The sequence below is a fragment of the Paenibacillus sp. PvR133 genome (assembly GCF_017833155.1).
GTDB classification, from domain to species: domain Bacteria; phylum Bacillota; class Bacilli; order Paenibacillales; family Paenibacillaceae; genus Paenibacillus; species Paenibacillus polymyxa_B.
Window position 1 is genome coordinate 3,031,794 of record NZ_JAFIBS010000001.1, and the last position, 26,282, is coordinate 3,058,075.

Consider the following 26,282-nt stretch of genomic DNA (forward strand, 5'->3'; position numbering starts at 1 on the left):
TACACGGCACAGTTTGGCCTTGTTGGTTATTAAGTATATTCACGGGGATGAACGATATGTGATGGAACTCGATTTAAATTCTGCCCGTTTGCTTTTATAATGAAAGTAAAAAATGTAAAAAAAGAATGGAGAACCTTGGGTTATGGAAGAAATTGCAGTACTTATAGTAGACGATGAGCAGGGGTTGCGGGATATGCTGACAACGGTGTTAAAAAAAGAAGGATTCCTTCAAGTCAAGCATGCTGCAACGGGTCGGGAAGCGCTGCAAGTCGTGATGGAATCTCATGTGGATGTGATTGTACTTGATGTTATGCTGCCTGATAACGATGGGTTTGAGGTGTGTCGTCAAATGCGTCTATATACGGATGCCCCTATTCTTTTTTTGACGGCAAGAGATACAGACCTAGACAAATTAATGGGGTTTGGTATCGGAGGGGACGATTATATTACCAAACCGTTTAACCCGCTGGAAGTCGTTGCGCGTATAAAAGCTCGAATGAAATATCGGAAAGTTTCGACAGTGGCCATGAAACCGACCTTACGCACTTTAGATTTTGGATATTTTCGTCTGGAACTGGAATCCGGTGTATTGTATGTGGAGGACAAGCAGGTCGATTGTCCGGCACGTGAATGGCTACTGCTGGTATTTCTGTGCAAGCATCCTAACCGTATTTTCAGTGTACGGCAGCTTTATGAGGCGATATGGAGCGAGGCCTTCTTGGGTGATGAGAAGACCGTAGTGATTCATATCTCCCGTTTGCGGAAAAAAATAGAACCTGATCCCAAGCACCCGCAATTTTTAATCAATGTAAGAGGGCTTGGTTATAAAATGATGTCAGTCAAGATGGGGGAGCAAGAATGAACTCTCTGGTTAAGATGTCCTTTCGCTTTATGAAAGTAACGTTATGCTTTGTACTGGCCTATGTCCTATGTTTTGTTATTTGCACGATCTTATATATTTTTATAAAAAGTATATTTGGAGCATCTCAAAATATAAATATTGATCTATTCTGGACAGGACTTGGTATCGTGCAGAGTGTTGTGTTCATAGCTGCCTACGGATGGTATATAGGCAAACCTTTGGTGTATGTAATTAAATGGATTGGAAATATTGCGACAGGGGAATTTCAAGCGCCGCTAAGTGAACTGGAACTGCCGGAGGGCAAAAAAAATCAGAAAAATAGTTATAAACCTCCGTATCAATTGTATAAAGAAGTTTTTGAACAAATGAACATCTTATCGGCTCAATTGCGCAGCAATGAGGAAGAGAGAGTGGAATTAGAGAAACGAAAACAGCAGTGGGTAGCAGGTGTAAGCCATGATCTCAAAACACCATTATCTTATATTGAAGGATATGCGGCTATGCTAACTGCTCAAGAGTATGACTGGTCTGATGAAGAAAGAAGAAGCTTTAGTATGGGTATCAGTGAGAAAGTGACGGAAATGAAGCAGTTGATTCAGGATTTGAATGCTTCTATGCAGCTTAAGGAAGGTCCATTGCCAATCCAATTGGAGAAGGAGGACATTGTGGAGTTTCTCCGTAGTACAGTCATAGATATCGCTAACCATCCTTCAGCCGAGCAATACGAATTTTCTTTTACGTCAATGGACGCGGCATGTATTATGCCCTTCGATAGTAAATTATTAGGCAGAGCGCTGCAGAATTTTTTGATTAATGCTATCATTCATAATCCTCCAGGTACACACGTTTCCATGGAAGTAAGCAAAGCGAACGATAAGCTTCATATTTCTATCGAAGACGACGGAATAGGAATGAATTCCAATGAGTACATGCAGGTATCTCATTCCCAAGGGCATGGAATACCTATTGCCAAAAGCTTTATTGAGGCGCATAACGGAACGCTTCATATCCTTTCAGGCAGTAAAGCGGGTACTAGGATGGAGATTTCACTGCCGCTAAACATCTAACTTTTTAACATTTGATCTCACATTTTGCAGTTTGCTCGGTTTTTTTGCCTGTTGTTTAGGGACTGTTTACCTGATGTTTACTTTACTTCAGTAAACTGTATGTAACTTAAGCTTCAGCATTAGAAGTCGAGAGGAGATCAGGAAATGTCTGAATATGTAATACATACACAGCAGCTAACTAGGCGTTTTGGAAAACGGGAATTTGTAAAACGAATAAATCTCCAGGTACCCGGACAGCAGATTTATGGATTTTTAGGACCTAATGGAGCGGGTAAAACAACCACGATTCGTATGCTACTTGGGCTGATTAAATCCACATCCGGGGAAATTGAGATTTTTGGGAAAAAGCTGAAGGATCAGCGTATGGAAATATTGAAGGATATTGGTTCCTTGGTTGAATCACCTGCCTATTATGCCCATTTATCCGCATATCGAAATTTAGAAATCGTTACAACCATGCGTGGACTGCCGACCCGAAGAATTCATGAAGTGCTGGATTTAGTGAGATTAACCAAGGATGCGTATCGTCCGGTAAAGGGATATTCCTTGGGGATGCGACAAAGACTGGGGATTGCTATGGCGCTTATTGCCAACCCCAAATTATTGATACTTGATGAACCGACGAATGGTTTGGACCCGTCTGGTATTCAGGAAATTCGGGAGTTAATTATGAGCCTCCCTGGCGCTTACGGAATGACGGTACTAGTTTCGAGCCATTTATTAAGCGAAATTGAGCAGATTGCAACCTATGTAGGAATTATTAATCAGGGTGAAATGATCTTCCAGGGAACGATGAAGGAACTCACCGCCAAAAGCAAGCCTCAATTATTCATTGAAACCCCAGATCCTGTTCTGGCTGCCGGTGCACTGATTCAGCATGGGTGGACGGCCGGGGCAGAATCGATTGAACAAAATGAGATCGTGACTCCTATTGTAGATCGGCAACAATCTTCGGAGATGATCAAGGTGCTTGTGGAACACAATCATCCCATTTATCGGGTCACAGAGAAGAAAAAAACATTGGAGGAGATATTCCTGGAACTGACAGGTAAGGAGCGAAGCTTATGATACTCCGGGCTATAAAGGCAGAGGGGCTTAAGCTGAAGAAAATATGCTGGTGGATTCCTCTTATACAGGGGTGTGTACTTACAGGCATGACTGCTGTGGAATGGTATCTTTACTTTCGGCAAGGACCGGGAGGTGTCTACGCTGGTTTTGCCGTTATGTTTATGTTCCTTTCGTTTGTGATGCTGCTTGGCGGTACACTTTTGGCGAGCATTATGGCCGGTACAGAGCATGATACTCAAACATGGAAGCAGCTTATGGCCATGCCTGTTCCCAGAAGTTATATCTATTTATCCAAAATCGTATGGATTGTGATTCTGCAGTTGGGTACCGCCTTGATCACTGTAGCAGGTATGAGCCTCATCTGGGTGTTATATACAAACGAACCCATTCCTTGGCGGATCATGTTGTTACAGCCGATTAATGCAAGCTTGGCTACCCTACCAGTACTTGCAATTCAACTTTGGCTGTCTACGCTTTTCACTAATCAGGCATTCCCATTAGCGTTTGGTATATTCGGTTCAATTGCAAGCTTGTTTTTGGCACGCACAAGTATTCTGTGGATTAAAATATTGCCTTGGTCGTACCCTGCATTATCAAGTCCTCTGATGAAGGAACACATGATTTGGGTGATCGTTGCTTTAAGTGCAGGAGTCATCTTTACGGGACTTGGTACACTACAGTTTACCAAGCATGAATTCAAATAGAGAGGAAAAGATACATGGGCTCTATTTTACGCGTGGAGACAATAAAGCTTCAATGGATCATGGTTTGGATTCTCATTATATTGGATGCGATCATAAATTCTTTAATGGGAGTCCTGGAACTGAATGATTTGAAGCAGTTTTTTTCACCCAGTTGGTTAACTTTATATACTTATTCAGCGCAATTTCACTCTATGTTTTTTTATCCGCTCTATTGTGGAATTATTGCTTCTCTTTTGTGTGCGTACGAGCACCGGGATGGAGGATGGAAGATTTTATTGAGCAGCCCGTATCCTCGTCAGCAAATTTATTATGCAAAATATATATTGCTCATTCTCATACTGGGTCTGGATCAGCTTATATTTATAGTAGGCTATTTTGTAAGTGGAAATATAGCAGGTGCTCCAGGAGAGATCCCTTGGTCTGTCGTTCTTTCTACCGGTTTGGGAGGGTGGCTCGGGATTTTTCCCCTGGCAGCACTACAGCTTATGCTCTCGATAAAAATTCGGAATTTTGGAGCTTCTCTGGGAATGTCCATTTGTTGTGTGGTTCCTAATATTGTTATAACAGGCTTTCACTCTTCCATAGGTGCGTGGTTTCCTTTTACGATTCCTTATTATATTATGATGCCGCAAACAGCGACTTATGCACCCAGAGTTGAGCCTTACAGTCTCGGACTGATTGTCATTTTTACGTTTTTAGCCTATCTGTATGGTGGAAGAAAGATGTTTGTGAATAGGGACTGGTTGTAGTTAGGATAGCATGAGGATGTAATCCCAACCGATCTCTTTGTTCTCAGAAACACTTAATAAAGCAGCTGCAATCCCAGCAACGCCTTCAAGCATGCCCGCTTTTGTCAGCCAAGTTAAAGAGCCATCTGCCCTTGGCTCGGGGTCCAGATATCCTAGTGGGCTATCCATTTGAAAGCGATCAAGCAGACAATTTGTTAACTGTTGAATAAGCGGGAGAAAAGCAGGCTCTTTACTATGACACCACATTCGCCAAGAGATGGTAAGTAATCCGGCAAGACCGTGACAGAGTGCAGAAGAGTCCATTTCCCGCTTAGCTATCTCATAGGAGATTGCACCGACACAAGCTTTCACAGCCAATTTTTGCAGATTATCGTTATGGAGAGCCTTTCCGGCAAGAAATAGGGTACAGGCAATGCCGGGGGTACCGTAACACCATGCTTCTCTTGCTCGTTGTATATCAAACTGCAAAGAGCCTGTTTCAGCTTCAAATGGAACGACATGAGGCCAGTAGTAGCCGTAGGTATCTTCATATTTATACTTAAGCAACCATTCCGTAATGGTTTCGATCGCTTGATATTGGCCTTTTACTTCAATTCCAGCACTGTAAGCTACAGATAATAAAGCCAACGGTCCAGGAATACCGTGTGCCATTCCACAATTAAAATTGCCCAGAGGATAGTTACGTTTATCCCGGTCTAAAAATTGAAACTTTTGCGGAGAGTACCACCCTGGGACATAACGATTGTGAATATGTATGGGATGTGTAAGATCGGTAAGAAATTGAAGAATAGGCTCAACAAGAGGAGTACAGATAGGATTGTTTGTGTTCATCAAAATATATCTTCCAATCCCGGATGCTCCTGAAATCGTATCAAAGGCTTGCATGGGCATACCTTCGCACAGACTTAATTGTTCTGTATTTAACTGAAGCCATTGTTCTGTCTGAGGAATCATCCATTGATGGATTTGCTGTAAAAAATTGCTGTAGTTTTCTCCATGATTAGAAGCCTCTCTTACGGAAGAAGCGATGCCTGCCCAGCCACTGTAAAGAGAGAGATCGTTAAGACCATTTTTAGCAAGCGAGGATTGGATCTGAGCCATGTTCAAATGTATGGCTTTATTCCAATCATACGAAGGGTCTGTAGCACGCCATTGCGATAGTAAATGAATGTTACCAGGATAACCATGCGAAAGTGAAGTTTCTCCCCATGGGTGGTACTTTGTTTCTGGCGAAACATTGTGTTCCGCATGGACTGCTGCATAGACGGATTCGGGCTCGCATAGACGTAAAGCAATTTTTTTACTAATATCTCTTGCACGAACTTGGTCGGATTGTTGTATAACAAAACTATCAATTTTCATATGAAAGCCTCCATTATTTTTTTCTTCATTATATTGTCACTAAAATCTAGTGTGTTGTCCTTAAAAATACTAAAAAATAATGAAGGTTTATCTTAAATGTACTCGTTGAAATTAAGACAAATGTAAGAATTATATAAAGTCTAGTTAAGATTATATAACTTATAATAAAATTGTAAAAAATAAAAGGAGGTAACAAGATGAAAAATCAATTTGATCTGGACTTGCAAGTAGCTAAAAATGAGGTTGCTCCAAAAGGAGTTCAACCAGCCAGTGGTCTTATCTGTACTCCTTCATGTGCAACAGGTACTTTGAATTGTCAAGTTAGTCTTACCTTCTGCAAAACGTGTTAATAACGAAAATACATGGAAAAAAGGCACGGTTTCTATAACCGTGTCTTTTCCAGTTACGAAAATGAGGGAAGGATTTATGGTTGAAGATTTGAAGGGGAGATCAGTTGAAATCAGTAAGTATATAGCACAAAAGCTAATAGACCTATCATATACAGAAAAGATAGTTAATCATACAAACAACCTTTCACCTTCACGTGGAAATCCCCCTTGGAATCCTGGCTCGCTTGCCGATGGAATTCCGGGTGTGTTTGCGCTGTTGTCCGAATGGGGTTACCTGGAGCCAGATCAAAATTGGGCAGAGCATGTGCATAGTCAGTTACGGTACTTAGATACTAACTCTCTATTATTATTGCCTCGTATTTCTCTTTATTATGGAACAACAGGAGTAGCTTATGGCATATTATTAGCTTCCAATAACAGAGCTAATTATAACAAACTAATCTCTCAGCTTAATAAGTATATTGAAGTAAAGTGGGGGGATTTACCTGTAATTGGCACAATTACAGAGTTCAGTAGGCAAATGGATATCATCAATGGGCTGCTCGGAGTGGGCAGATACACTCTGGAGGTTGCTGAAGACAAGACGATGTGTGATCTGTCTCGTCAATTATTAGACACCATTACGCACTTTATACCTGAATATATACATTTGTCGTCAAGGGAAGATTCGGCTTCAATCCATCTAGGTTTGGCGCATGGTATCACCGGAATACTTGCACTGCTTGTCACTGCCCTACAAAAAAAGATCAAAGTTGAAGGACTACATGAGGCTATAAAACATATAGCTGATTTTTTGCTTATTCAAATTCAGGAGGATCAATATGGCTGGTATTGGCCTGTAAACTCTCAAGCGTCTTCAATGAACAAGAGAGAGAAAAAAGTAGGGATGAGAGAAATTGAAGGCTGGTGTCATGGAACCTTTGGAATAGCTTGGACATTATTCAGAGCAGGAATTGAGTGCAGTAATGAAGAATGGAAAAAGATAGCGGAAAAAGCTATGGAATCCATATTTTGCTTAGATGATGAGCTACTAAACGCGCTATCCCCTACTTTCTGTCACGGGTTGGCCGGTTTGCTTCATATGGCTCATAGATTCTATAGCTTAACCGGTAATATAGCAGCCTTACACTTTGCCGATAAGATAGCTTTAAAGTTAGTAAATTTATACGATGAAGAGCTCCCATTTGGATACCGGGATTTGGAGGGGACAACTCATGTTCATAATGTAGGAATACTGCAAGGAGCAACAGGGATTGCGTTAAGTTTGCTGGACTATGGAATTGGGAAAGAACATCCTAAATATTCAGGGAGATGGAGTGAATTGTTTCTAATTTCTTAAGGGCGCTCTACCTTATTGCTTATCTGAAGCATTGGTTTTGGAGGGATTAGATGAAACAAAAATTTATGGTTATATCATCTTTTAGGAAGATTAAGCATTTTTTTGAGACTTTAAGCACTCCAGAAAACATTCGAATCATGTTTTATGATTCGCTTTACCAGGCTCTACCGGAGATTGATGAACAGTGTATCGGTGTAGCTTTGAATCAGGATCATATAACGCTAGAGGACTTGTCTTACTGGCACAGCATTAAAGAAAAATTTACAGTTCCATTTATCTTTCTTTCCTATCATAGTGATGACCAACGGCAATTGGATCTCCTCAAACAACTGTTTTCAATGGCTTCATCTGCATATGAAATGGAAAGAGAACAGCAGGCTATTAGTTTATCACCTAATGTCATTTTTGATCCTGCTGGAAAGGTTATTTGGAAGCAAGGGCATGAGCATATGCTGACTATGATGGAATTCCGATTATTAATGTATCTTCTAACTGCAAAAGAGTGTGCTTCTACGATTGATCACATTATAGACAGAGTCTGGGGAGTGGATGCTTTTACTACGTCTAATACGGTGTATGTGCACATCCGAAAATTGAGAGAGAAAATAGAAGATGATCCAAGTCATCCAAAAATTCTGGTAACATGTCATGGAATCGGTTACAAGTTGAATATATTTCCTAAAAACTTGGAGGTGGTCAGTTGTGAAGAGACAACTGCATTACACTGATGCGCATAAACTACATAATGAAGTGAGAGATCGGGATGAAAGATGGTTTAGTGCATGTGATTTTTTTCTAATCAGAGCTCCATTACTATCGCTAGACCGATATTTTCAGGTGTTTTCGGATCAAGATGTGGACAGCCAGCTTACGTTGGAGGAAATAACTCGTCGATTAAAGTTGATATCCCAAGAAGCTGTTGTTCAAGAAGCCATAGCATTAGCCTCTCCGTCCCTAATGCAGTTTTTACATTACTTGAATGATGGTCATGCTTTGGATGATAAAGGAGAGCTACAGAAGTATGAGAAGACGCTGAACAGCTTTTATCGTTATTTTATTCGGATGACTACCCGAACGACTCCATTTGGGTTATTTTCAGGAGTGGGGCAGGGGATTTGCGGGAAGACCACCGATCTGGATATTGGTAGCTATCCTAAGCATCTGAAGAGAGCCAGACCCGACATGGAATGGATATATAAACTGATTCAAAAAATAGAAGCTGATCCGGCCATATTTAATCAACTAAAGGTTTTCCTAAACAAAACGGTTATGATCAAAGGAAATCGAGCCAAACTACCATTCCGACCTAAGCATGGAGCAGCAGAAGCTGATGATTCAGCAGAAATTTTTAATTCCATTCGGTTTACTGACGTTGTTCGAATGACGTTTGAAGCTGCTGAACATCCAATTCGAGTGATGGAACTCAAAGAAATACTATTAAAGGCATTCCCTGACGCTACTTTGGAAATCATAGCTGATTATTTGCAGCAACTAGTAGAGCAAGAGTTTATTTTGAGCGAGCTTAGACCTCCGTTAATGGATCATTCACCCTTCCATTACATATTCGAAAAAATTAAAAAACTGGACATTTCTGATCCTTGGATTCACATTTTACACGAAATTGATGCTTTATTACTTCAATATAATCAATGCACGATTGGAGAAGGAGAGAAGGTCTACCGGAAATTATGTGACAAAATGCTGGATATCATTTCTGTAAAAACACCTGTACAAGTTGATGTTAAATTGGATAAAGAAGTAACGCTGCCGAAACATGTGCTTGATGAGGTTTCATTAGGGGCTGAAGTCATGTGCAAATTGTATGCATCCCCCAAAACGGATGAATTGGCTGAATATTTGAATCGTTTCTTGGAAAAGTACGGTGTGTATCAGGAGGTTCCTATTCATGAACTTTTTGATGAGGATTGGGGTCTGGGTATACCGGAAATGTATCGTTCAAATGAAAAAAAATCAATGGGCATGGAGGCATTTAAACGCAACGCTGTTCTCTTTCAATGGGTTTCGAATGCCATTTCTAATCATGAAATAGAACTCGTCCTTACAGATGAACAGTTGGAGCAACTGATGATTTCTGATAACTACGGCACTTCCCCAGAATCAATGGAGATCTATTACAGTATATTTGCTGATTCTCCTGAAAAAGTTGATTCTGGAGACTATTCGCTTTTACTTGGAGCCAGTGCTGGCTCGAATAGAGCGGGTAAAACCTTTGGACGTTTTCTGGATATGTTTAGTGAGGAGTTTGTACAAAAATTATCTGAAATATATGATCATCACCGATGCTTTCATCCCGATGCCTTATTGTCAGAGATGGTTTTTATGCCGGAACAGGGGAAAATATCAAATATCTCATTAAGCAAAAATTTAATGGAATATGAGATTGTATCGGGAACCACGTCTTCTAAAGATGAGGACCATACGCTCTGTATTGATGATTTAATGGTGGGTGCTACTCATGATCGTTTTTATGTCAAGTCCAGACGTTTGGGTAAGGAAATAATTCCCTTGCAAACACACATGCTGAATTACAAGCTTTCACCACATATATTCAGATTTCTAACGGATATTACTAATAAAGAGATTGGTACGTGGTCTTATTTTGACTGGGGGCCATTAGAGCAGTCCCCTTTTTTGCCAAGACTAGTATATAAAAAGATCGTTATTAGTGCTGCGCAGTGGAAACTGAGCAAAGCTTCATTGAATATTTCAGAATCATGCGAGTCCAAAGAAGGAGAAGAACTTTTCCAGGTGTGGAGACAACAATGGAATGTACCGCGCTATGTTTACCTAACGATGGGGGATAATCGCCTTTTATTAGACCTATGCAACCTCTTCCATATCAAAGAATTGCTACATGAGGTGAGCAAGACACGTGAAGGACAGGAACTTCTTCTTACCGAGTGTTTGGGTAATCCCTTCCATACCCCATTACAGGGGCCGGCAGGAAGATATATGGGAGAATTTGTGTTTCCACTAAAGAAGAAGAAAATAAAGGTGAAACCGAGTATCCCTAGTTTACAAAACCATGTTGATTCGCAAAAGTTCATTGCTCATACTCCTTCCAGCATTCATAGAGGAATACTTCCAGGAGGCGAGTGGCTATACCTTAAATTGTACGGAGTCAAGGAAAGAGAGACTGACCTGGTAGGCTTAAGCCTAGGGCATCTCTTAAAACAGCCGGGGTTTAAGGATTGGAGTCAAAAATTTTACTTTTTGCGATACGTTGATCCTGAACATCATATCCGTTTACGTTTTCAGGGAGAGCCCGATAAGCTATGGACAGCTGGTTTGGCGCAGTTAAATCAGTGGGCAGCCGAGTTACGTGAAGAGGGGCTAATAACGAATATGGTCATAGATACATACCATCCTGAATTGGAGAGGTATGGAGGACAGACACTTATGGAGCTGGCAGAACAGGTTTTTGACGTGGATAGTCAATGGGTCATCGCCTATATGAAGGGAATTCGCTCTAATGCTTTCGATCTGGACATAGAGATAGCGGCAGTGATTAACATTATTCATTATCTGAGTGGTTTTAACTTAACGATTCAGGAGCAAGTGAAATGGCTGGAAGAGAGAATTGATTGCAAGCCTCATATGAAGGCGTTCAGGGATGTCAAAAAAACATTGATTAGCGCTGTAGAAGCGAATTATGAATGGATTGGACAAGCAGATACGGCCACACAGGTTGCTTTCTTAGCACTTGTAGAAAAAAGACAGACTATGATTCAGCAGTATGCTCAAGCGATAAACCTGGCTAAAAATAATCACGAGCTTACCAATCATCCTGATGATATTTTGGGCAGTATCATTCATATGCATTTGAATCGTCTGCTTGGTGTAAATAGGGAGCGAGAAATAAAATGTATGGCTTTAGCTAAGCATACAGTAGCTAACCTGTTGCATAGGAAAGGGGTAAGCTATGTCACAGTCTAATGGACAAACCAATGACCTGATCTCTTTGTCCTATAAAAATATATTTCGTACCTTTCTATTTTGGCCTCGTATATTCAGACTGCTTTGGGACACACATCCTTCCTTTTTGATTGCTATACTCATTACGAATTTATTGAAGGGTGCAATTCCTGCTGTGATCCTTTTAACCACGAGAGAATTAATCAACAGTGTCGTGGCCGGAGCGTCAGGGGGCAGCTTTCAACCTGTTTTTATAGCTTTTGGCGTCTTGATCGGTGTCAATTTGCTGTACGATCTGATCAATATTGGCGAAAGCTTTTTTCGTAAAATGTTTCAAAGCCGGCTATCGAACCAGGTAAATATCAGAATTATTGAAAAAGCACAAAAGATGTCTTTGCAGTCGTTTGAGGATGCAGATGTGCAAAATATGCTCCAACGTGCTCAGGGAGAGGCAGATTTTAGGCCGTTTGAAATATTTACTCAAATCCTTGCCATTATTAGTAGTGTTGTAACCTTATTTTCGACGGGTGCTATTCTCATCGCATGGAGATGGTGGGCATTCTTATTCATTTTTCTCATTCCATGCTTATCATTCTATTCTTTTTTACGTATCGGGCAAAGAGAATTTAATGTTCACTTTCAAAGAGCAGGAAGACAACGTGAATCCTGGTATTTGTCGTTTTTAGTGACAAGAGATAATAGTTTTAAAGAAGTGAAAATATTTCAACTGGGAGACTATTTGCGAAAAAGATATAAAACGATACTCGAAGGGTTTTATCGCGAGGATAAAGTGCTAGCGGTTCGTAGATCCTATACCTCTCTTGTATTTCAGATTGTAAATCAGGGTGCGTGTGCATTTATTATTTTCATGGCCATACAAGCCACTTATGTTGGTCAAATTTTAGTGGGGAACTTGGTGAGCTTAATTCAGGGTATCACGTTAACCCAGTCAACATCGCAGAGCATTGTACAAGGGATTTTAAGCTTGTGTCAAAATAATTTGTATATCAAGCAGCTATTTGACTTTTTGGATATGCCGGAAGAGGCAAAAATACAAAAAACGGTTCAGCAATTGCCTTTGTCCACTATTCACAGTATTGAATTTCGGAATGTATCATTTAGATATCCGAACACGGAGGAGAATGCCATTTCTAATGTTAGCTTCAAGCTTCATCAAGGAGAGAAGCTGGCCATTGTAGGGAGAAATGGATCGGGTAAATCAACGATTGTGAAGTTACTGACTCATTTGTATTCCGATTTTGAAGGAGAAATCTTAATTAATGGACACTCAATACATGAATTGGATAAAGACAGTTTTAGAGAAAAGATAGGCGTTGTTTTTCAGGATTTTGTCCATTATGAGATGGCTGTTAGAGATAATATTGGCTTTGGTAATGTGGCTTCCAGAGAAAATGATGAGGCCATTTGGACAGCTATAGATAAGGCGGGGATTACAGATTTGATAGTCGGCCTGCCTGATAAAATGAATACCTTGCTTGGAAAATGGTTTGAAGATGGACAGCAGCTATCTGGAGGACAGTGGCAGCGTATTGCAATAGCCAGGGCCTTTATGAGAAATGCCGATATATATGTCTTGGATGAACCGAGCTCTTTTTTGGATCCACACGCGGAGAAAGAGGTTTTTCAAAAGTTTGATCAGCTTATTCATGAGAAAATTGGAGTGTTTATTTCACACAGATTGTCCTCCGCACGTATGGCGGATACCATTATTTTAATGGAGGAGGGCAAAATTGTGGAAGCAGGTAGCCATGAACACTTAATGGATATAGACGGAGTGTATGCAGAAATGTTTAGGCTGCAAGCCTCCTCGTATCTTTCACAACGAGAACGTGGTTTTGAGGAAGGAGATCTGTCGCCCTCGTTAGTAAGGACGACAGGTGGAGCCTAAGAAAGGACAGATGCCCTCCTATTGTAGGAGGGTAATTTTTTTCTTCACCACAAAAGTCGAATTACAGCCATACTCACAATACCGACAACGACGGTAGCTAGCAGGTTTTTGCTCCACAAGGCGGTCACTAGCGTAGGAAGAACAGCCATAAGCACTTGCCCATTAAGAGTGACTGAGGTTTCGGTTTGAACGAGCAGATTTTCCATCACGAGGGCCGTGAATATGCAGATGGGAATATAGGAAAGCCATTGTAGCACTGGCTTGGGTAGCGCCAGCCTTTGCAGCACGACAAAGGGAATGATCCTTGGAATCGCCGTGACAATCATGGCACCGATAATGATATACAGGACATTGGGATTAATGTTCATTTGTCGGTTAACACTCCAATCGTTGCGGTGATCATGGTCGCTATAATGACGGCGATATGTGATGGCACCCACCAGGCCAAAAGGTACATCAGAACAGCCATACATAGCACAAGCAGCAGACGATGCTTGAGTTTGGAGGTCTGGACACTTTGGAGCTGGGAAATGAGCAGGGCAAGAAACATCGCTGGCAAGGCAAAGTCCAGACCAAAAGCCTCCGGCCGGGAAATCCAGTTCCCGAGAACCCCTCCCGCTACACAGGATGCAATCCAGGCGAGATAAGCTGTAATATTAAGCCCGTTCATCCAGCGGTCACTGACCTGCCCGCCTTTAGCCAATTTATCCGACGCTACTCCAAAGGATTCGTCCGTCAAAAGAACACCGATGCCTATGTTTTTCCACAATGAATATTTAGAAAAGTAAGGAGCCAGCGACGCACTTAACAGCAGATGACGAGCATTCACAATGAAAGTCGTTAAAATAATGACGGATGGAGGACTGGCTGCAGCCAGCATCGAGCACATGATAAACTGGGAGGCTCCTGCGTATACAAGCGCCGACATGAAGGCAATTTCCATGGTGCTAACCCCTGATGAAGCGCCCACAATGCCTGCCGCGAACCCAATACATACATAACCGAGCAATGTAGGAATACAATCTTTAACCCCTTGTAAAAAGCTGAGTGAATCGTGCTTCGTTCCGCTCAACTCCGAAGCTATGGACATTTTAACCTTACCCCCAGTGTATAAATTTTATAATAGTATATAACGTAAGTTGTAAAGTATCAATATATTATACGTTTGTATGTTATGTTGAATAGTTCCTACAGGAGAATTGCTCTTAAAAAGCTGTTTTACTGTTGACAACCCAATGAAGGCTATGTATTTACCAAAAAGGTTCGGTCGTGTTCCGGTTCCAGACGATTTGGCAGCAGCCAGTCATCCAAAAGCGGTGTTCAAATGTACTCCCGATGAGCTCTTCGAAATGGCAAACGGGCAAGAACTGATGATGAATCAAAGCAGCTCGGATGTGTTCATACAAGGGCTGTTTTGACTGAATGGGGAACTCGTAAAAAAAGGGCGTCCCAGTCAGTTCATGACTTATGGGACAACCCTAAGGTGGTGATTTATATAAGCTCCTGCCGCTTTTTCAGATATCCGTAGAGAATAATTCCCGAGATCGCGCAGATGGCTGCGCATAGACCGATAACTCCATATCCCGCCTGAAGTCCGCGCAGTATGCCAAGCTCAGTGGTTGCGCCGTAGACTATCTTGACCCCTTCGATTACCCAGCCGATCACATAGTTGCCAATGACACTACCTATGCCCATCAGCGTGACGACGAACGTAATAGCTGTATCACTGTCCTTCGGATATCTCCTTGCTATGAACGCCATCACGGTCGGATAGATCATTGCAATACCTGCACCCGATACGGCAAAGAGAAACGCCAGTCTCTCTCCACCCGCGATTGCTGCGAACGTACATATCGCTGAGAAGGCGGAGAATAGAATCGTCGAAAGCACGAACCCCATCCGGTCTGTGAGTGGACCAAGCAACAGGCGCCCCAACGAGAAGGTAAGAAAGAACGCTGAGAGCATGCTGGACGCCTTCACCGTGTTCCATGAATACGCTTTCTCTAAAAAGTTGACCAGCCAGCCCCCAACTGCGAGCTCAGAGACTACTCCAAACGACAGGATCATTACCATCATCCAGAGTGCTGGATCGCGGGTTAGCGTCTTGAGTGAGGTTCGATCCTCATGCTGCAAATCGTCTCCCGGGAAGGTGCTGAGCAGTGCGGCCACAATCGGCAGCAAGCAGAGCGACAACATAGCCAGATACATCCCCCGCCAGTCCAGCATATGTCCAAATACCGTCAGTGACATGACTCCCGTCGCCAGCAAAGGGGCGACTGTTGAGCTGAGCCCATAGAAAAAGTGGGACAAATTCATCATCGTGCCGGTATTTTTCACAAAAATCCTCGCCCCCAAAATTGCGAGCGCAATCTCCAGCATGCCGTTCCCGATATACATCAAGAAGTAGGACGAGGCGAAGAACGGATACGTGTGCGACAGATAGATGAACACTCCCGAGATGATCATGGAAGCAAAGGAAATGATGCTGACCGCCTTGATTCCCCACTTACGGACAAGGACAGCGGTGAACGAGCAGGCAATCAAATAACCAAGTGCGTTTAGAGACAACAATGTTCCGAGCTGCTGTTCATCCAGATTGAAGTCGAATTGGATGCGTGGAATGGCAGGGCCTTTAATATTTTCCGAGATGCCAAATACAATAAAGCCAATAAAAATTGTCGCCAGCTGCATCGTATACATGTGGCGGGACTTGCGGGTTTGCAGATTCAAATTTAGTCCCTCCTAGATAGCCAAACTTGATTTTCTCACCTGTTGGGTGTTCAGGGACGGAAAAGTCATAGGATAGCAGCCCTCCTTCAGGATATTACAATAGTTTTGAAAAAAGTTTTAATAAGTGAAAAGTTTAAGGACATTTATATTCAATGTCAAATGTTTTTATTGCATGTTGAAGTAAGCGAGGAACCTGACCATATTACAATTACAGTAAATTGTAGCATGTCTACTTCCCGTTTAAGCTTTGTATTACCTTGATCGGCTACAATTAATTTACTGTGGATAATAAGTCATGCATCCAAAATTGCAAAAGATAAATGATATTTTACGATACAGTCTATATATAGCGAACACACAGTCTTTTGTGTATTCTTCTTATATAGACTTTTGGATACAAGGAGGCAACGTCCGTGGATTCAATGCAGCATATTATTGGCTCTAATTTGGCTCAAATCAGGAAGACTAGAGGATTAAGTTTGGATAAGGTGGCTGAACTGACAGGGGTCAGCAAGGGGATGCTGGCTCAGATTGAGAAGGGGAAATCCAATCCTACGGTAACAACCCTTTGGAAAATTGCGAACGGTCTGCACGTATCCTTCTCCACCTTTCTTAAAGAAGAACCGCCGCAAATCACGAAGATTCGGAGGGAAGACCTGCATCCGGTTATTGATGAGGACGGTAACTATTTTGTTTACCCTGTATTCCCGTATCACGCTGAAAAGAAGTTTGAGGTGTTCACGGTAAGTCTGAAGCCAGGCTTTACACACCAGGCAGAGAAGCATTTGGGAGAGGAAACGATTCTCATGATCCGTGGGGAAATGTACTTTGAAATGCAGGGGCAACAGCTCAAGCTGAGTGCAGGGGATGCCGTGCAATTTCAAGTATCTGACATACATACCTACCGGAATGATTCGGATGAGGATGCCGATTTTTATGTATTGATTTATTATGCGGATTAGTGGGATGATTAGCATAGTCTAAAACAGGCTTCCACATCATGATTTTGCAAAATCCTGAGATATAAAAAGAGAGCAACGAGGAAAAGAGAGGAAAGAATCCATGGAAAGCAAGTACATCCGAGAAACCTACTGCTTCAAGACGTCCCGAGTATTTCCCAACGATATCAACAATCATAACACGCTCTTCGGCGGCCGATTAATGTCGTATATCGACGATATCGCATCTATTGCAGCTGCTAAGCTGTGTCGTACGAACACAGTTACAGCCTCTACGGATTCGGTGGATTTTTTGCTACCTATCCATCCGAGTGATTCTGTCACTCTAGAAGCGTTCGTAACCTGGACAGGCCGTAGCTCGATGGAGGTGTTCGTAAAGGTAATTCGTGAAGGACTGATGACTGGTGACCGAAAAATCGCAGCCACCGCCTTTCTGACCTTTGTGGCATTGGACGAGAACAACCGTAAGGTGACTGTCCCGCAGGTGATTCCAGAAACAGAAGAGCAGTTACAATTGCACCAGACGGCTCCATCACGCGCAGCCATACGGCGTCAGCGGAGGGAAGAAAGCAAACAGTTGGCTAGTTTTTTGACAACAGATTATCCGTGGGAATTGTAACGTACTAGAGATTATCAATTTCATCGTTTTACGTAAAAAGGAGCCGTCTTTTCCGTTAGCAGTCACCATGTCTGCTCGGAATACGGCTCCTTTTGAAAATAACTTGAGCTATTCTACTTTAACTACACGGAAATGCTGATTCGTCCCACCATTATCGCCCCATTGAATGGCTTTGGCTCCATCGGCGGTGGCGCCTTCAGAAATATCGATCAGCTTGCCGGTTGCCCGATTTTTCAGCTTGTAATAACCACCGGTTACGGATACTAATTGCCAATGCTGACTGGACCAGCCTCCGTCACTCCACTGCTCAATAACTGTACCGTCTGTTGTGGTACCGCTTTCAACACCAATTAGCTTTCCGCTGTTGCGGTTCACAATTTTATAATATCCGCTGCCTGCATCCTTGAGCTGCCATTGCTGGTTTGCAGCTCCGGAATTTGCACGCTGCTCCAGGTCTGCGCCGTCCGTCGTTGCATTGCCAATAATGCTTAGTGGCTTATTGCTCTTGCGATTCACTAGCTGATAATAGGCATCCGGATCAATGGCAATTGGCGTTGTTATCCCCTCGACCACACCACTGGCGGTGTCAATATTAATGCTGTCGAACCAATCCATGGCTAATGAAGTCGCTGTTGGAAAACGCAGTGGCAGCCATACATATTGAGAATCCTGCACAGGACCGCTCCACGCACCCGCCCAACGGTCGCCCAAATACAGGTATGAAGTTGTCTGGGCACCTTCAACAGGAATCACGTAAGCCGACTGTGAACCATATGTCGTACCGTCCCCGAAGTTTATCGTATTACTCCAGGTTCCTTCAATGCTGGATGCGGTAGCATACTTGGCTTGATTGGGATTCCAACCGGTTGCCCCGGATGTAATCAGGAAGTAGACGTCTCCTTTTTTGAACATCGCCGGAGCTTCACGATATTGTCCTGGCCAAAGTGTAGTCACCAGCGATTCAACTTGCAGAAAATCCGGTGTCAGACGATAGATGTTCAGATCCGCGTTTACCCGGGTAGCCGAAATGAGGTAAGCTGTACCGTTATCGTTGTATACGGTCATATCGCGCGAATCGTGATCCAGAGGACGGAAGCTGCCCTGATACGTGTAATCGCCGTCCACGGTATCGGAAGAAGCGACAGCCACTCGGGCCTCGTTGTAATTAACCCCATTCTCCTTATGCATCCATAATACGTATTTACGTGTTTTTTCATTGTAAATCACTTTCGGACGTTCAATATTCGAAACATTCAGCTCTACAGCGGAGCTGCTGGTCAGTACGTTTTTACGAAACTCCCAGTTTTTTAAATCAGAGGAACGGTAGGCGGATACCGCCTTGAATGTGCCGTTGGGATTACGATTTTCACCAAACCAATAATAGTAACCATCTACTTTAATCATACCACCCCCATGGGCATGGACCACGTTTCCATCTGTATCTTTAAACTGAATGCCATTCACAACATTCGCTGAAGCGGCTGAAGCGACCTTAGGTGAAAACATCTGAAAAATGCTCAGCGTCAGCAAAATAGAGAGCATAATACACAGCAAGCGGGCAAAATCATATTTCATTGTTTCGTCCTCCTCTGTATGCGTTATTTTAAAGCGCTTTCATTAATGGGCTCTATGAAGTAGTTTTAATAGAGATGCTTATCCCAATTGTATCCATATTGAATTGAAAGTGCTAGAGTAGTATATTGACCATGTACACGGCACACGCCATCCATATCTAACAGACTTCAATCGAACGGTGAGTGTTACAAACTGGCTGATATTCATTAGATATACAGGAGGCAACCATGAAAATATACGCGATTGATACGAGCAAGCCGGAAGCTGAGGAGCATTACGAATTACTAGTAAATCGGGTTTCGCTGGAAAAGCAGCACAAGTTAGATCGTTTTTTACATCGGGAAGATGCTTTGAGAGGCTTATATGCCGATGTGCTGCTAAGATGGTTGGCCTGCCGGCAATTGAAGGTATCTAATGCCAGTCTTCAATTTACATACAATGCATTCGGTAAGCCTTCCTTGATAAATGCACCCGCATTCCATTTTAATGTTTCTCACTCGGGAAAATGGGTGGTATGCGCCATTGATGATTACCCGCTTGGAATCGACATTGAACAGCTCCGTCCTATTGATTTTGAGGTAGGCAGAGTGTGCTTTTCAGACACAGAGTATGATGCGTTAATGCGTCAGGACGCAGACAACCGATTGTCCTATTTTTACGATCTATGGACGCTTAAAGAAAGCTTTGTGAAGGCCGAGGGGCAGGGACTAACTCTACCGTTGAAGTCTTTTTCATTCGAGCTGAAGGCACAACCGTTCATAGGCTTCACGACAGAGGGCTTTACCACCGAGTATTGTCATTTCAAGCAGTATGAGTTGGATCAGGATTATAAAATGGCTGTCTGTGCAGCTCATAACCAATTTGCCCAGCAGGTGCAGCAGATAGATATAAATACACTACGCTTGGAAGTGGCAACACAGGCGTAATATGAAGTGGATATGCGTATAGTTGAAAAAAGGAGATGAGTGGCGTTGACATTCGTTTTGTTCAAGCACGGCCGGTTGCATGGGGACTGGGCTTCCAAAGGAGACTCCATCGTTGTACAGCAGGGTCGGATACAAGCCATCGGATATGCTCGGGAGCTTGAATTGCAGTTGACCGGTAAGGAATATGAAACTGTGGATTGGGAAGACGCCTATGTACTGCCAGGCTTAACCGATTCACATATGCATTTGTCTATGCATGGTATGAAGCTGGCTATGCTGGATTTAACATCAGCTACCTCCAAGGAAGAGATGCTGGCTATGCTGCGCAAACGGGTCGCTGTAACACCGCCGGGAGAGTGGATTTTAGGACTTAACTGGAATGAAAATGCGTTTATTCCTGTTGAAATTCCAGGTATAGCCGAGCTGGATGCCATTACAGATCAGCATCCGGTATATCTCACTCGTACGTGCTTTCATACGTTCTTGGCCAATTCAGAGGCATTTCGGCGTGCGGGTATTAGCGAGGACACCCCTGACCCGGCTTCGGGAGCCTATGGACGAGACGCAGATGGACGGTTGAACGGATTGATTTATGAGGAAGCATCCTTTGCCTTTACTAGCGTGCAGCCAGAGCCAAATTATTCGGTTAAGAAGGATACGATTCGGCGGGCTTGCCTGGATGCGCTACGGCTTGGTCTGACTGCTGCGCACACGGAAGATTTACGTTTTTTGGGCAGCGTGGAGACGATGCAGCGAATTTACAGGGAGCTGAGGGAAGAAGGTCTTGCTTTTCGCACACACCAGCTCATCTATCATCCATTTATGGAAGAAGCGAAAGTGCAAGGGCTGCGTGCAGGTACCGGAAATGAGTGGTTTAAAATCGGTGCGATTAAAATGTTTGCCGATGGCGCTATTGGTGGAAGAACGGCATTATTGTCAGAACCTTATAGTGATGCTCCACATACCCGCGGAATGGCGATTCAACCGCAGCCAGAGTTGAATCAGATGGTGGCAGCTGCCAGGGCCGCAGGCTTTCCAGTGGCTGTACATGCTATAGGGGATGGGGCAGCGCACATGATTTTGACAGCGATGGAGGCCCATGTGCTCAGGGAGGAAAGCGGTTTGCCAGATCGCCTGATCCATGGACAGGTGCTTAGGAGGGATTTGGTCAAGAGAATGGCGAAGCTGCCGCTGATTGCGGACATCCAGCCCCGTTTTGTCGCAAGTGACTTCCCTTGGGTACTGGATCGGGTTGGGAAAGAACGGACTGAATATTTATATGCCTGGAAAAAACTGCTGGAAGCAGGCATTCCATGTGCTGGAGGTAGTGACGCGCCGATTGAGCCGTTAAACCCTTTTCTTGGTATTCATGCGGCAGTGACTCGCGCCAAGCCGGAAGAAATGCATGAGGGCTATCTTCCCGCTGAAAAGCTGGATGTACATGAAGCCATTCGTCTGTTTACCACGGGAAGCGCAGTAGCAGCCGGGGAAGCTGATGAGAGAGGGGCGATAGCTGAAGGGAAAGCGGCTGACTTTACAGTCATTGACCGTGATGTATCGGAAAGCCCGCAAGCTTTACTTGATGTTAAGGTACGAATGACAGTTGTAAACGGGAAAGTAGCATATCGGTCATAGGCTGGTGATAAGTTGTATGCCAAAAGCCTTCAACTTCACTTTTCACGTGAGGTTGAAGGCTTTGTATTTTATAAACCACGCTGTATAAATCGGTCTGCGTTTTTTACACTGGACCACAGATCAGAGCTTGCTCCGCCCGGATACCAGTAGGCGAAGCCAGCAAGCCCAGCATCCTGTCCCAAGCGATACTTACGAGTGAAGGATCGTCCTTCCTCGAGCCACAGCTTATGAAGCTGCGTGTCTTTGTAAGACACGGTATACTGCTGAATATCATCATTCCAGATTGGTTTGGAGCCGTAACGAGATACTAGCTGGTTTTGCTGATCTAATGAAATATCAGAGGAAGCGATTGATTGCCCGCTAGCGTTAAGCGTCCAGTTCCGTGTAAATAATGGTAACGCCAAGATCGCTTTCTCCGGATAGGTGGTTTGTACAAAACGCCGCACGCTTTCACGGAGCCATGGCAGTGAGGACACAGAGCCGGGGATCGAGCTACCTCCCCAATGCTCGTCATATCCCATCAGGATCAGATAGTCTGCCGCAGCGCCAAGCTGTTTATAATCAAACGCGGCAGTCCAGTCCGTTCCGTAATCAGGGGATACACAAAACGCCAGTACCGTATTCTGACTCTTCAACTTAGCTTTTAATTGTTGGACGAACAATGTTAAATTGGCGCGATCCTGACCATCTACATTTTCAAAATCAATGACAAGTCCGTTCAAACTGTACACAGATACGGCATTAGCAAGCTGAGTTATGGTTGTATTTCGTAGAGCCTCACTGGACAGAATTTGATGCGTCAGTGCCAGGTTGGAACGGTTGCCTACCATCGCCCAGATATTTTTATGATGCTGTTTGGACCAGGCAAGCAGCGACGAATTGGTATAATCGCTAATAATACCTGTTTCATTTAGAAAAAACCAACGTGGTGACAGGGTGTTGATGTTGGATTGGAGCACCGTATTTTCAAACTGCTGAACGGTTTGATCATATTGCCAGCCTAGTCGGATGGAAGAAGCGGTGGAAGCAGTTTGGTTAGCATGCTTTGTTGAATACGTTAGCAGACGCTCCAGCAATGCCGCTGTTTCTTCGCGGGTTAGAGAGGATGCTGGATGAAAATAGTTACTTTCACCTTTCATAAAGCCGTAACGATTTACGGTGGTTACCGCATCAAGAGCCCAATCTGCAATTTCCCCAGTGTCTGTGAAGGAGGAAGTAGCATTTCCTGATCCGCCCGAAGAGCGGATGAGACGTGCGATCATCAAGGCCGCTTCTTGACGGGTTATAGGACTATTAGGTTGAAATGTCGCAGACGTTCCCCCCTGAACGATATTGAGTTGAGAAGCTGCTTCAATCCATCCATAGTACCACGTCTTTTTGGCAACATCTCGGTAGGAAGAAACGGCCGCTTGTACAGGCTCCAGACCGAGTGTACGGTCCAGTGCGGTAACCCATTCGGCTCTGGTAACAGCCTTTTTAGGAGAGAAGTAACCAGGTTGTGTACCGTTCAAAATTCCTTTAGCGTGCAGGGAAATAATAGACTGATAGGCATAGCTGTGTGCAATATCTTGGAACGTAGCACCGGATGCTGCTGCTGGAGCAGCTAAATATGAAGTGAATGTTGTGAATATTGTGATGGCTGCAGTTGCTGAAAGGGTGAGCCTGGTTAACCAACGTGATCGTTTGGAACTCATACCAAATAACCTTCTTTTTTATGATAGATTGTAGATTCATATATCGTTACTCGACGAATAATACTATCAAAAAGAGGAAAGTTATTCATTGCTAAATTGCTGGAAAAACACCAAAAAACCCGCTACCTATGCGGCAACGGGTTTGATATTGGATAAACTATGCTTTTTTGGCATACATAATACCGATAGTCTGTGGACCACAATGACTGGAAATGACACAGCCTGCTGTCGTTAGCAGTACCTCTTGTGCGTTCGTTTCTTCTTTCAAACGAGCTTGCAGCATCAGCGCATCTTCCTCTGCCAAAGCGTGCACGACAATAATGATATCGTTATCCATCTGATCTCGTTGATTCAGAGCGTTTTGCAGCATCTGATCCAGTGCTTTTTCACGTTTGCCGCGGACTTTGTAGGCAGGCGTCATTTTTCCGTCAATCACTTTGATCACCGGACGAATTTTGAGCAGACTGCCAATCAGGTTTTGCATGCCTGAGCATCTTCCGCCTTTATACAGGTATTCAAGTGTATCAATGACAAATTCCGTGTCTATTAACGGCCTGGTTTTTGTCAACATGTCTACAATCTGCTCTATCGTATTGCCGTTGGTTGCCGCACGAGCAGCTTTCATCACAAGCAGGCCAAAGCCGCACGACAAATTCAAGGAATCAAAAACCGTAATGCGACCTTCCGGAAATTCGGAGGCAGCGAGTAGCGCATTCTGGTACGTCGATGATAGCTCGGAAGACAGACTGATATATAAAATGTCGTCCCCTTGTTCTATGTAGGGCGCAAAGGCTTGAATAAAATCCGACGGAGAAGGTGCGGCGGTACGCGGTAAATGTCCCTCGCGGCTTACATGTTGAAATAATTGTTCTGGGTGAATGTTCACACCATCCTGCAATGCTTCATCACCAAATACTGTATACAATGGCACAATACTAATCTCGTACTGTTGACGCCAGTGAGCAGGAATATCACTGGTACTGTCGGCAAAAATTTTAATTTTGTTCATACATTGAATCCTCTCTGTGTGATGCAGAAAAATTATAAAGATTGCACGGAGGAAGGATAGATATCCGCTGTGCTATTCGGAACGGAAAGACCGATGGCAAGAAGTGCAATAAAGCCCACAATAATAAGTGCATTAATGATTAAGCCTGTAATAGCAAAGGTTTTCTTACGGTTTTTTAACGCAATTCCAATGATACCGACCACAAGTCCGCTACAATTCAGCAACAGGCTGCCTAAAAAAATAAAAGGAAGCAGTACCGTTCCGGTTTGCTGCAGAGCGACTTCCGGGTTCATCGCTTGGTATTGGCCGAAATGAGCCAGCAGATTAATAACCATAATAGCCAGAATAATATATCCGATCAGGCTGACAAGCGACATAATAAAAGAAGCAATTCCGGGACCGGAATGTTTGAGCTTGACCGGAGGCTGGAACACAGGAGTTTCTGAAAAAACAGGGTGCTCCTCAGGCGCAGCAGGCTTTTGCAAATTAGGATCTTGGTAACTCATTTTTTCAACTCCTTGAACATAGTCCGAACAGGTACTAATTTTCCACAAAATAAACAAAAAAGCAAGCCACCCTACACATTACCCTTCAAAAGACAGGGTCTAATCATCCAATTCTGTATGCGGTCTGTTCACACACGCTGGCTGGTAAACTTCATACGGTTTCGATAAAATAAGAAGAACATTCGGCTAAAAGGATGAGATGAAAAGGAGTACACAAACATGCAACGAAAATGGATATTTGTGGGATCTATAATGATGATGTTGGCGGTAGCCATTGGAGCGTTCGGGGCACATATTGTGAAAGCCCGGATCGACGCGGATGCTTTGGCCGTGTATGAAACAGGTGTGAAATATCATATGATTCACGCTGTCGGTTTGCTGATCATTGCGTTGGCTGCTGGACAGTGGGGTTCTTCCAACCGTTTGAGATGGGCAGCGCGTCTGTTATTAACGGGTATCATTTTGTTTTCCGGCAGCTTGTATGTGCTAAGTTTGACCGGAATCCGTGTGCTGGGGGCTATCACCCCCTTAGGAGGCGTGTGTTTTATTGCAGGATGGATATTGCTGGCATGGGCTGCCATGGGTCTGAAGAAAGAGGATTAGAGTTCTTTTCGGATAATGCAAAAAAAAGAGAATGGGCAAGAAAGACGTCATGTTTTTCCTGCCCGTTCTCTTTTTTTTTTGCTTCATTTTTTATGAAGTATTTACATTTACGATGTGATTTCATCGATCTCATTCATTTTAAAGGAGTACACTTGCTTCTCATCTACATGATACACACTCAGCAGGCTATTATCATGATCCAGATTGAGGATGCGGCAAGGGATGCTACGCTGTCCGCCATAGCGGTTCACGATTAACCGTACAAGCGTATTATCTTGTATATAGCGTTTGATCCATTCATACGTACTAAGTTCTTGTTGTGTTGCAGGCTTTGGCTGTACGTGGGATTGTTTGATCTCTTGAACGACTGGCGGCTTGTTCGTAACTGCGGCTGACTTCTTTTTGGAGAACTTTTCCGCGAGCGTAGCGGCTGCATCAGATGGGCTATTCACGGCTGACTGTTTTTTTAGGTACAGTGCAGCTTCAATTAAATTGCCAAGTTCGATACCAGATTGAATCCGGCTATCCGCAATGTGTTCGTTTTGGCTCAAGAGATTAAGCAGGAACTGAAGGGCCTCTACATTCGAACGGCCTTTAACTAATACATCTACATTAAATAAATAACTGGTTTCGTCTTGATTTGATTCCTTTTTCATACATCCTCCAGCCCAAGCCATGGG

The 26,282-nt window shown here is 43.5% G+C and carries 25 protein-coding genes; 16 read left to right on the forward strand and 9 right to left on the reverse strand.

All coding sequences use genetic code 11. The features are described from left to right. Nucleotides 1-142: 142 nt before the first annotated feature. The 5 genes from JOE49_RS13335 (at nt 143) to JOE49_RS13355 (ending at nt 4,450) form a co-directional block, all read left to right on the forward strand. Nucleotides 143-862, forward strand: a complete 720-nt coding sequence (locus JOE49_RS13335) for a response regulator transcription factor (protein ID WP_209941495.1) — start codon at nt 143-145, stop codon at nt 860-862. Further along, nucleotides 859-1,929 carry a sensor histidine kinase gene (locus JOE49_RS13340; protein ID WP_069080729.1) on the forward strand — a complete coding sequence of 357 codons (1,071 nt, stop codon included), beginning with the start codon at nt 859-861 and terminating at the stop codon, nt 1,927-1,929. The genes JOE49_RS13335 and JOE49_RS13340 overlap by 4 nt, the downstream gene beginning before the upstream one ends. A gap of 144 nt (nt 1,930-2,073) precedes the next feature. After that, the gene (locus JOE49_RS13345; RefSeq protein ID WP_160789486.1) at nt 2,074-2,997 is read left to right on the forward strand and encodes an ABC transporter ATP-binding protein; all 924 of its coding nucleotides are present in this window, start codon (nt 2,074-2,076) and stop codon (nt 2,995-2,997) included. Then, the gene (locus JOE49_RS13350) at nt 2,994-3,701 is read left to right on the forward strand and encodes an ABC transporter permease (RefSeq protein WP_209941497.1); all 708 of its coding nucleotides are present in this window, start codon (nt 2,994-2,996) and stop codon (nt 3,699-3,701) included. Before JOE49_RS13345 ends, JOE49_RS13350 begins: the two co-directional genes overlap by 4 nt. A gap of 14 nt (nt 3,702-3,715) precedes the next feature. Continuing rightward, nucleotides 3,716-4,450: an ABC transporter permease gene (locus JOE49_RS13355; RefSeq protein ID WP_013309463.1), complete on the forward strand. Its 735-nt coding sequence runs from the start codon at nt 3,716-3,718 to the stop codon at nt 4,448-4,450. On the opposite strand, the gene JOE49_RS13360 is transcribed toward JOE49_RS13355, so the two are convergent. Beyond that, the gene (locus JOE49_RS13360) at nt 4,451-5,812 is read right to left on the reverse strand and encodes a lanthionine synthetase C family protein (RefSeq protein WP_209941499.1); all 1,362 of its coding nucleotides are present in this window, start codon (nt 5,810-5,812) and stop codon (nt 4,451-4,453) included. It abuts the gene before it with no gap. Nucleotides 5,813-6,009: 197 nt separating this feature from the next. On the opposite strand from JOE49_RS13360, the gene JOE49_RS13365 reads away from it, so the two are divergent. The 5 genes from JOE49_RS13365 to JOE49_RS13385 all read left to right on the forward strand — a co-directional run bounded on the left by JOE49_RS13365 (nt 6,010) and on the right by JOE49_RS13385 (nt 13,346). After that, on the forward strand, nt 6,010-6,162 hold the full coding sequence (locus JOE49_RS13365; RefSeq protein ID WP_103048208.1) for an FDLD family class I lanthipeptide: 153 nt from the start codon (nt 6,010-6,012) through the stop codon (nt 6,160-6,162). Nucleotides 6,163-6,238: 76 nt separating this feature from the next. Further along, entirely contained in the window at nt 6,239-7,501 is a 1,263-nt protein-coding gene (locus tag JOE49_RS13370) for a lanthionine synthetase C family protein (RefSeq protein WP_209941500.1), read from the forward strand. 50 nt (nt 7,502-7,551) lie between these two features. After that, nucleotides 7,552-8,229: a winged helix-turn-helix domain-containing protein gene (locus JOE49_RS13375; RefSeq protein WP_023987836.1), complete on the forward strand. Its 678-nt coding sequence runs from the start codon at nt 7,552-7,554 to the stop codon at nt 8,227-8,229. A 127-nt stretch (nt 8,230-8,356) separates the two neighbouring features. After that, a complete protein-coding gene (locus JOE49_RS13380; protein ID WP_348635899.1) occupies nt 8,357-11,458 on the forward strand; it encodes a lantibiotic dehydratase in 3,102 nt (1,033 codons plus the stop codon). Between the two features lie 154 nt (nt 11,459-11,612). After that, a complete protein-coding gene (locus tag JOE49_RS13385) occupies nt 11,613-13,346 on the forward strand; it encodes an ABC transporter ATP-binding protein (RefSeq protein WP_348635854.1) in 1,734 nt (577 codons plus the stop codon). Nucleotides 13,347-13,390: 44 nt separating this feature from the next. Here JOE49_RS13385 and JOE49_RS13390 read toward each other — a convergent pair whose 3' ends face one another. Further along, complete coding sequence (locus JOE49_RS13390) at nt 13,391-13,714, reverse strand: AzlD domain-containing protein (protein WP_209941504.1); 324 nt, start codon at nt 13,712-13,714, stop codon at nt 13,391-13,393. Next, the gene (locus tag JOE49_RS13395; protein ID WP_023987840.1) at nt 13,711-14,436 is read right to left on the reverse strand and encodes an AzlC family ABC transporter permease; all 726 of its coding nucleotides are present in this window, start codon (nt 14,434-14,436) and stop codon (nt 13,711-13,713) included. Before JOE49_RS13395 ends, JOE49_RS13390 begins: the two co-directional genes overlap by 4 nt. A gap of 154 nt (nt 14,437-14,590) precedes the next feature. Between JOE49_RS13395 and JOE49_RS13400 the strand changes: the two genes are divergently transcribed. Further along, complete coding sequence (locus tag JOE49_RS13400) at nt 14,591-14,764, forward strand: YbaK/EbsC family protein (RefSeq protein WP_155766935.1); 174 nt, start codon at nt 14,591-14,593, stop codon at nt 14,762-14,764. 73 nt (nt 14,765-14,837) lie between these two features. Here JOE49_RS13400 and JOE49_RS13405 read toward each other — a convergent pair whose 3' ends face one another. Next, entirely contained in the window at nt 14,838-16,076 is a 1,239-nt protein-coding gene (locus tag JOE49_RS13405; protein ID WP_075153979.1) for an MFS transporter, read from the reverse strand. 413 nt (nt 16,077-16,489) lie between these two features. Between JOE49_RS13405 and JOE49_RS13410 the strand changes: the two genes are divergently transcribed. Continuing rightward, nucleotides 16,490-17,038: a helix-turn-helix domain-containing protein gene (locus tag JOE49_RS13410; RefSeq protein WP_209941506.1), complete on the forward strand. Its 549-nt coding sequence runs from the start codon at nt 16,490-16,492 to the stop codon at nt 17,036-17,038. A gap of 100 nt (nt 17,039-17,138) precedes the next feature. After that, entirely contained in the window at nt 17,139-17,654 is a 516-nt protein-coding gene (locus JOE49_RS13415; RefSeq protein WP_013309488.1) for an acyl-CoA thioesterase, read from the forward strand. A 108-nt stretch (nt 17,655-17,762) separates the two neighbouring features. On the opposite strand, the gene JOE49_RS13420 is transcribed toward JOE49_RS13415, so the two are convergent. Continuing rightward, on the reverse strand, nt 17,763-19,229 hold the full coding sequence (locus JOE49_RS13420; RefSeq protein ID WP_075153981.1) for an RICIN domain-containing protein: 1,467 nt from the start codon (nt 19,227-19,229) through the stop codon (nt 17,763-17,765). Between the two features lie 227 nt (nt 19,230-19,456). Here JOE49_RS13420 and JOE49_RS13425 point away from each other — a divergent pair, with 227 nt between their 5' ends. Both JOE49_RS13425 and JOE49_RS13430 read left to right on the forward strand, forming a co-directional pair. Beyond that, nucleotides 19,457-20,155 (forward strand): 4'-phosphopantetheinyl transferase family protein, encoded by a 699-nt coding sequence (locus JOE49_RS13425; protein WP_209941508.1) that lies wholly within the window; start codon nt 19,457-19,459, stop codon nt 20,153-20,155. Between the two features lie 45 nt (nt 20,156-20,200). After that, a complete protein-coding gene (locus tag JOE49_RS13430) occupies nt 20,201-21,790 on the forward strand; it encodes an amidohydrolase (RefSeq protein WP_160790214.1) in 1,590 nt (529 codons plus the stop codon). 68 nt (nt 21,791-21,858) lie between these two features. Here the strand turns inward: JOE49_RS13430 and JOE49_RS13435 are convergent, their stop codons facing one another. The 3 genes from JOE49_RS13435 to JOE49_RS13445 all read right to left on the reverse strand — a co-directional run bounded on the left by JOE49_RS13435 (nt 21,859) and on the right by JOE49_RS13445 (nt 24,999). Next, complete coding sequence (locus tag JOE49_RS13435) at nt 21,859-23,484, reverse strand: S-layer homology domain-containing protein (protein WP_209941510.1); 1,626 nt, start codon at nt 23,482-23,484, stop codon at nt 21,859-21,861. Nucleotides 23,485-23,641: 157 nt separating this feature from the next. Continuing rightward, the gene (locus JOE49_RS13440; RefSeq protein ID WP_209941512.1) at nt 23,642-24,493 is read right to left on the reverse strand and encodes a DegV family protein; all 852 of its coding nucleotides are present in this window, start codon (nt 24,491-24,493) and stop codon (nt 23,642-23,644) included. Nucleotides 24,494-24,525: 32 nt separating this feature from the next. Then, nucleotides 24,526-24,999, reverse strand: a complete 474-nt coding sequence (locus tag JOE49_RS13445; protein WP_209941514.1) for a hypothetical protein — start codon at nt 24,997-24,999, stop codon at nt 24,526-24,528. Nucleotides 25,000-25,218: 219 nt separating this feature from the next. Here JOE49_RS13445 and JOE49_RS13450 point away from each other — a divergent pair, with 219 nt between their 5' ends. Beyond that, nucleotides 25,219-25,602 carry a DUF423 domain-containing protein gene (locus JOE49_RS13450; protein WP_071640103.1) on the forward strand — a complete coding sequence of 128 codons (384 nt, stop codon included), beginning with the start codon at nt 25,219-25,221 and terminating at the stop codon, nt 25,600-25,602. A 107-nt stretch (nt 25,603-25,709) separates the two neighbouring features. Here the strand turns inward: JOE49_RS13450 and JOE49_RS13455 are convergent, their stop codons facing one another. Next, nucleotides 25,710-26,258, reverse strand: a complete 549-nt coding sequence (locus tag JOE49_RS13455; protein ID WP_071640104.1) for a hypothetical protein — start codon at nt 26,256-26,258, stop codon at nt 25,710-25,712. Nucleotides 26,259-26,282 lie beyond the last annotated feature (24 nt).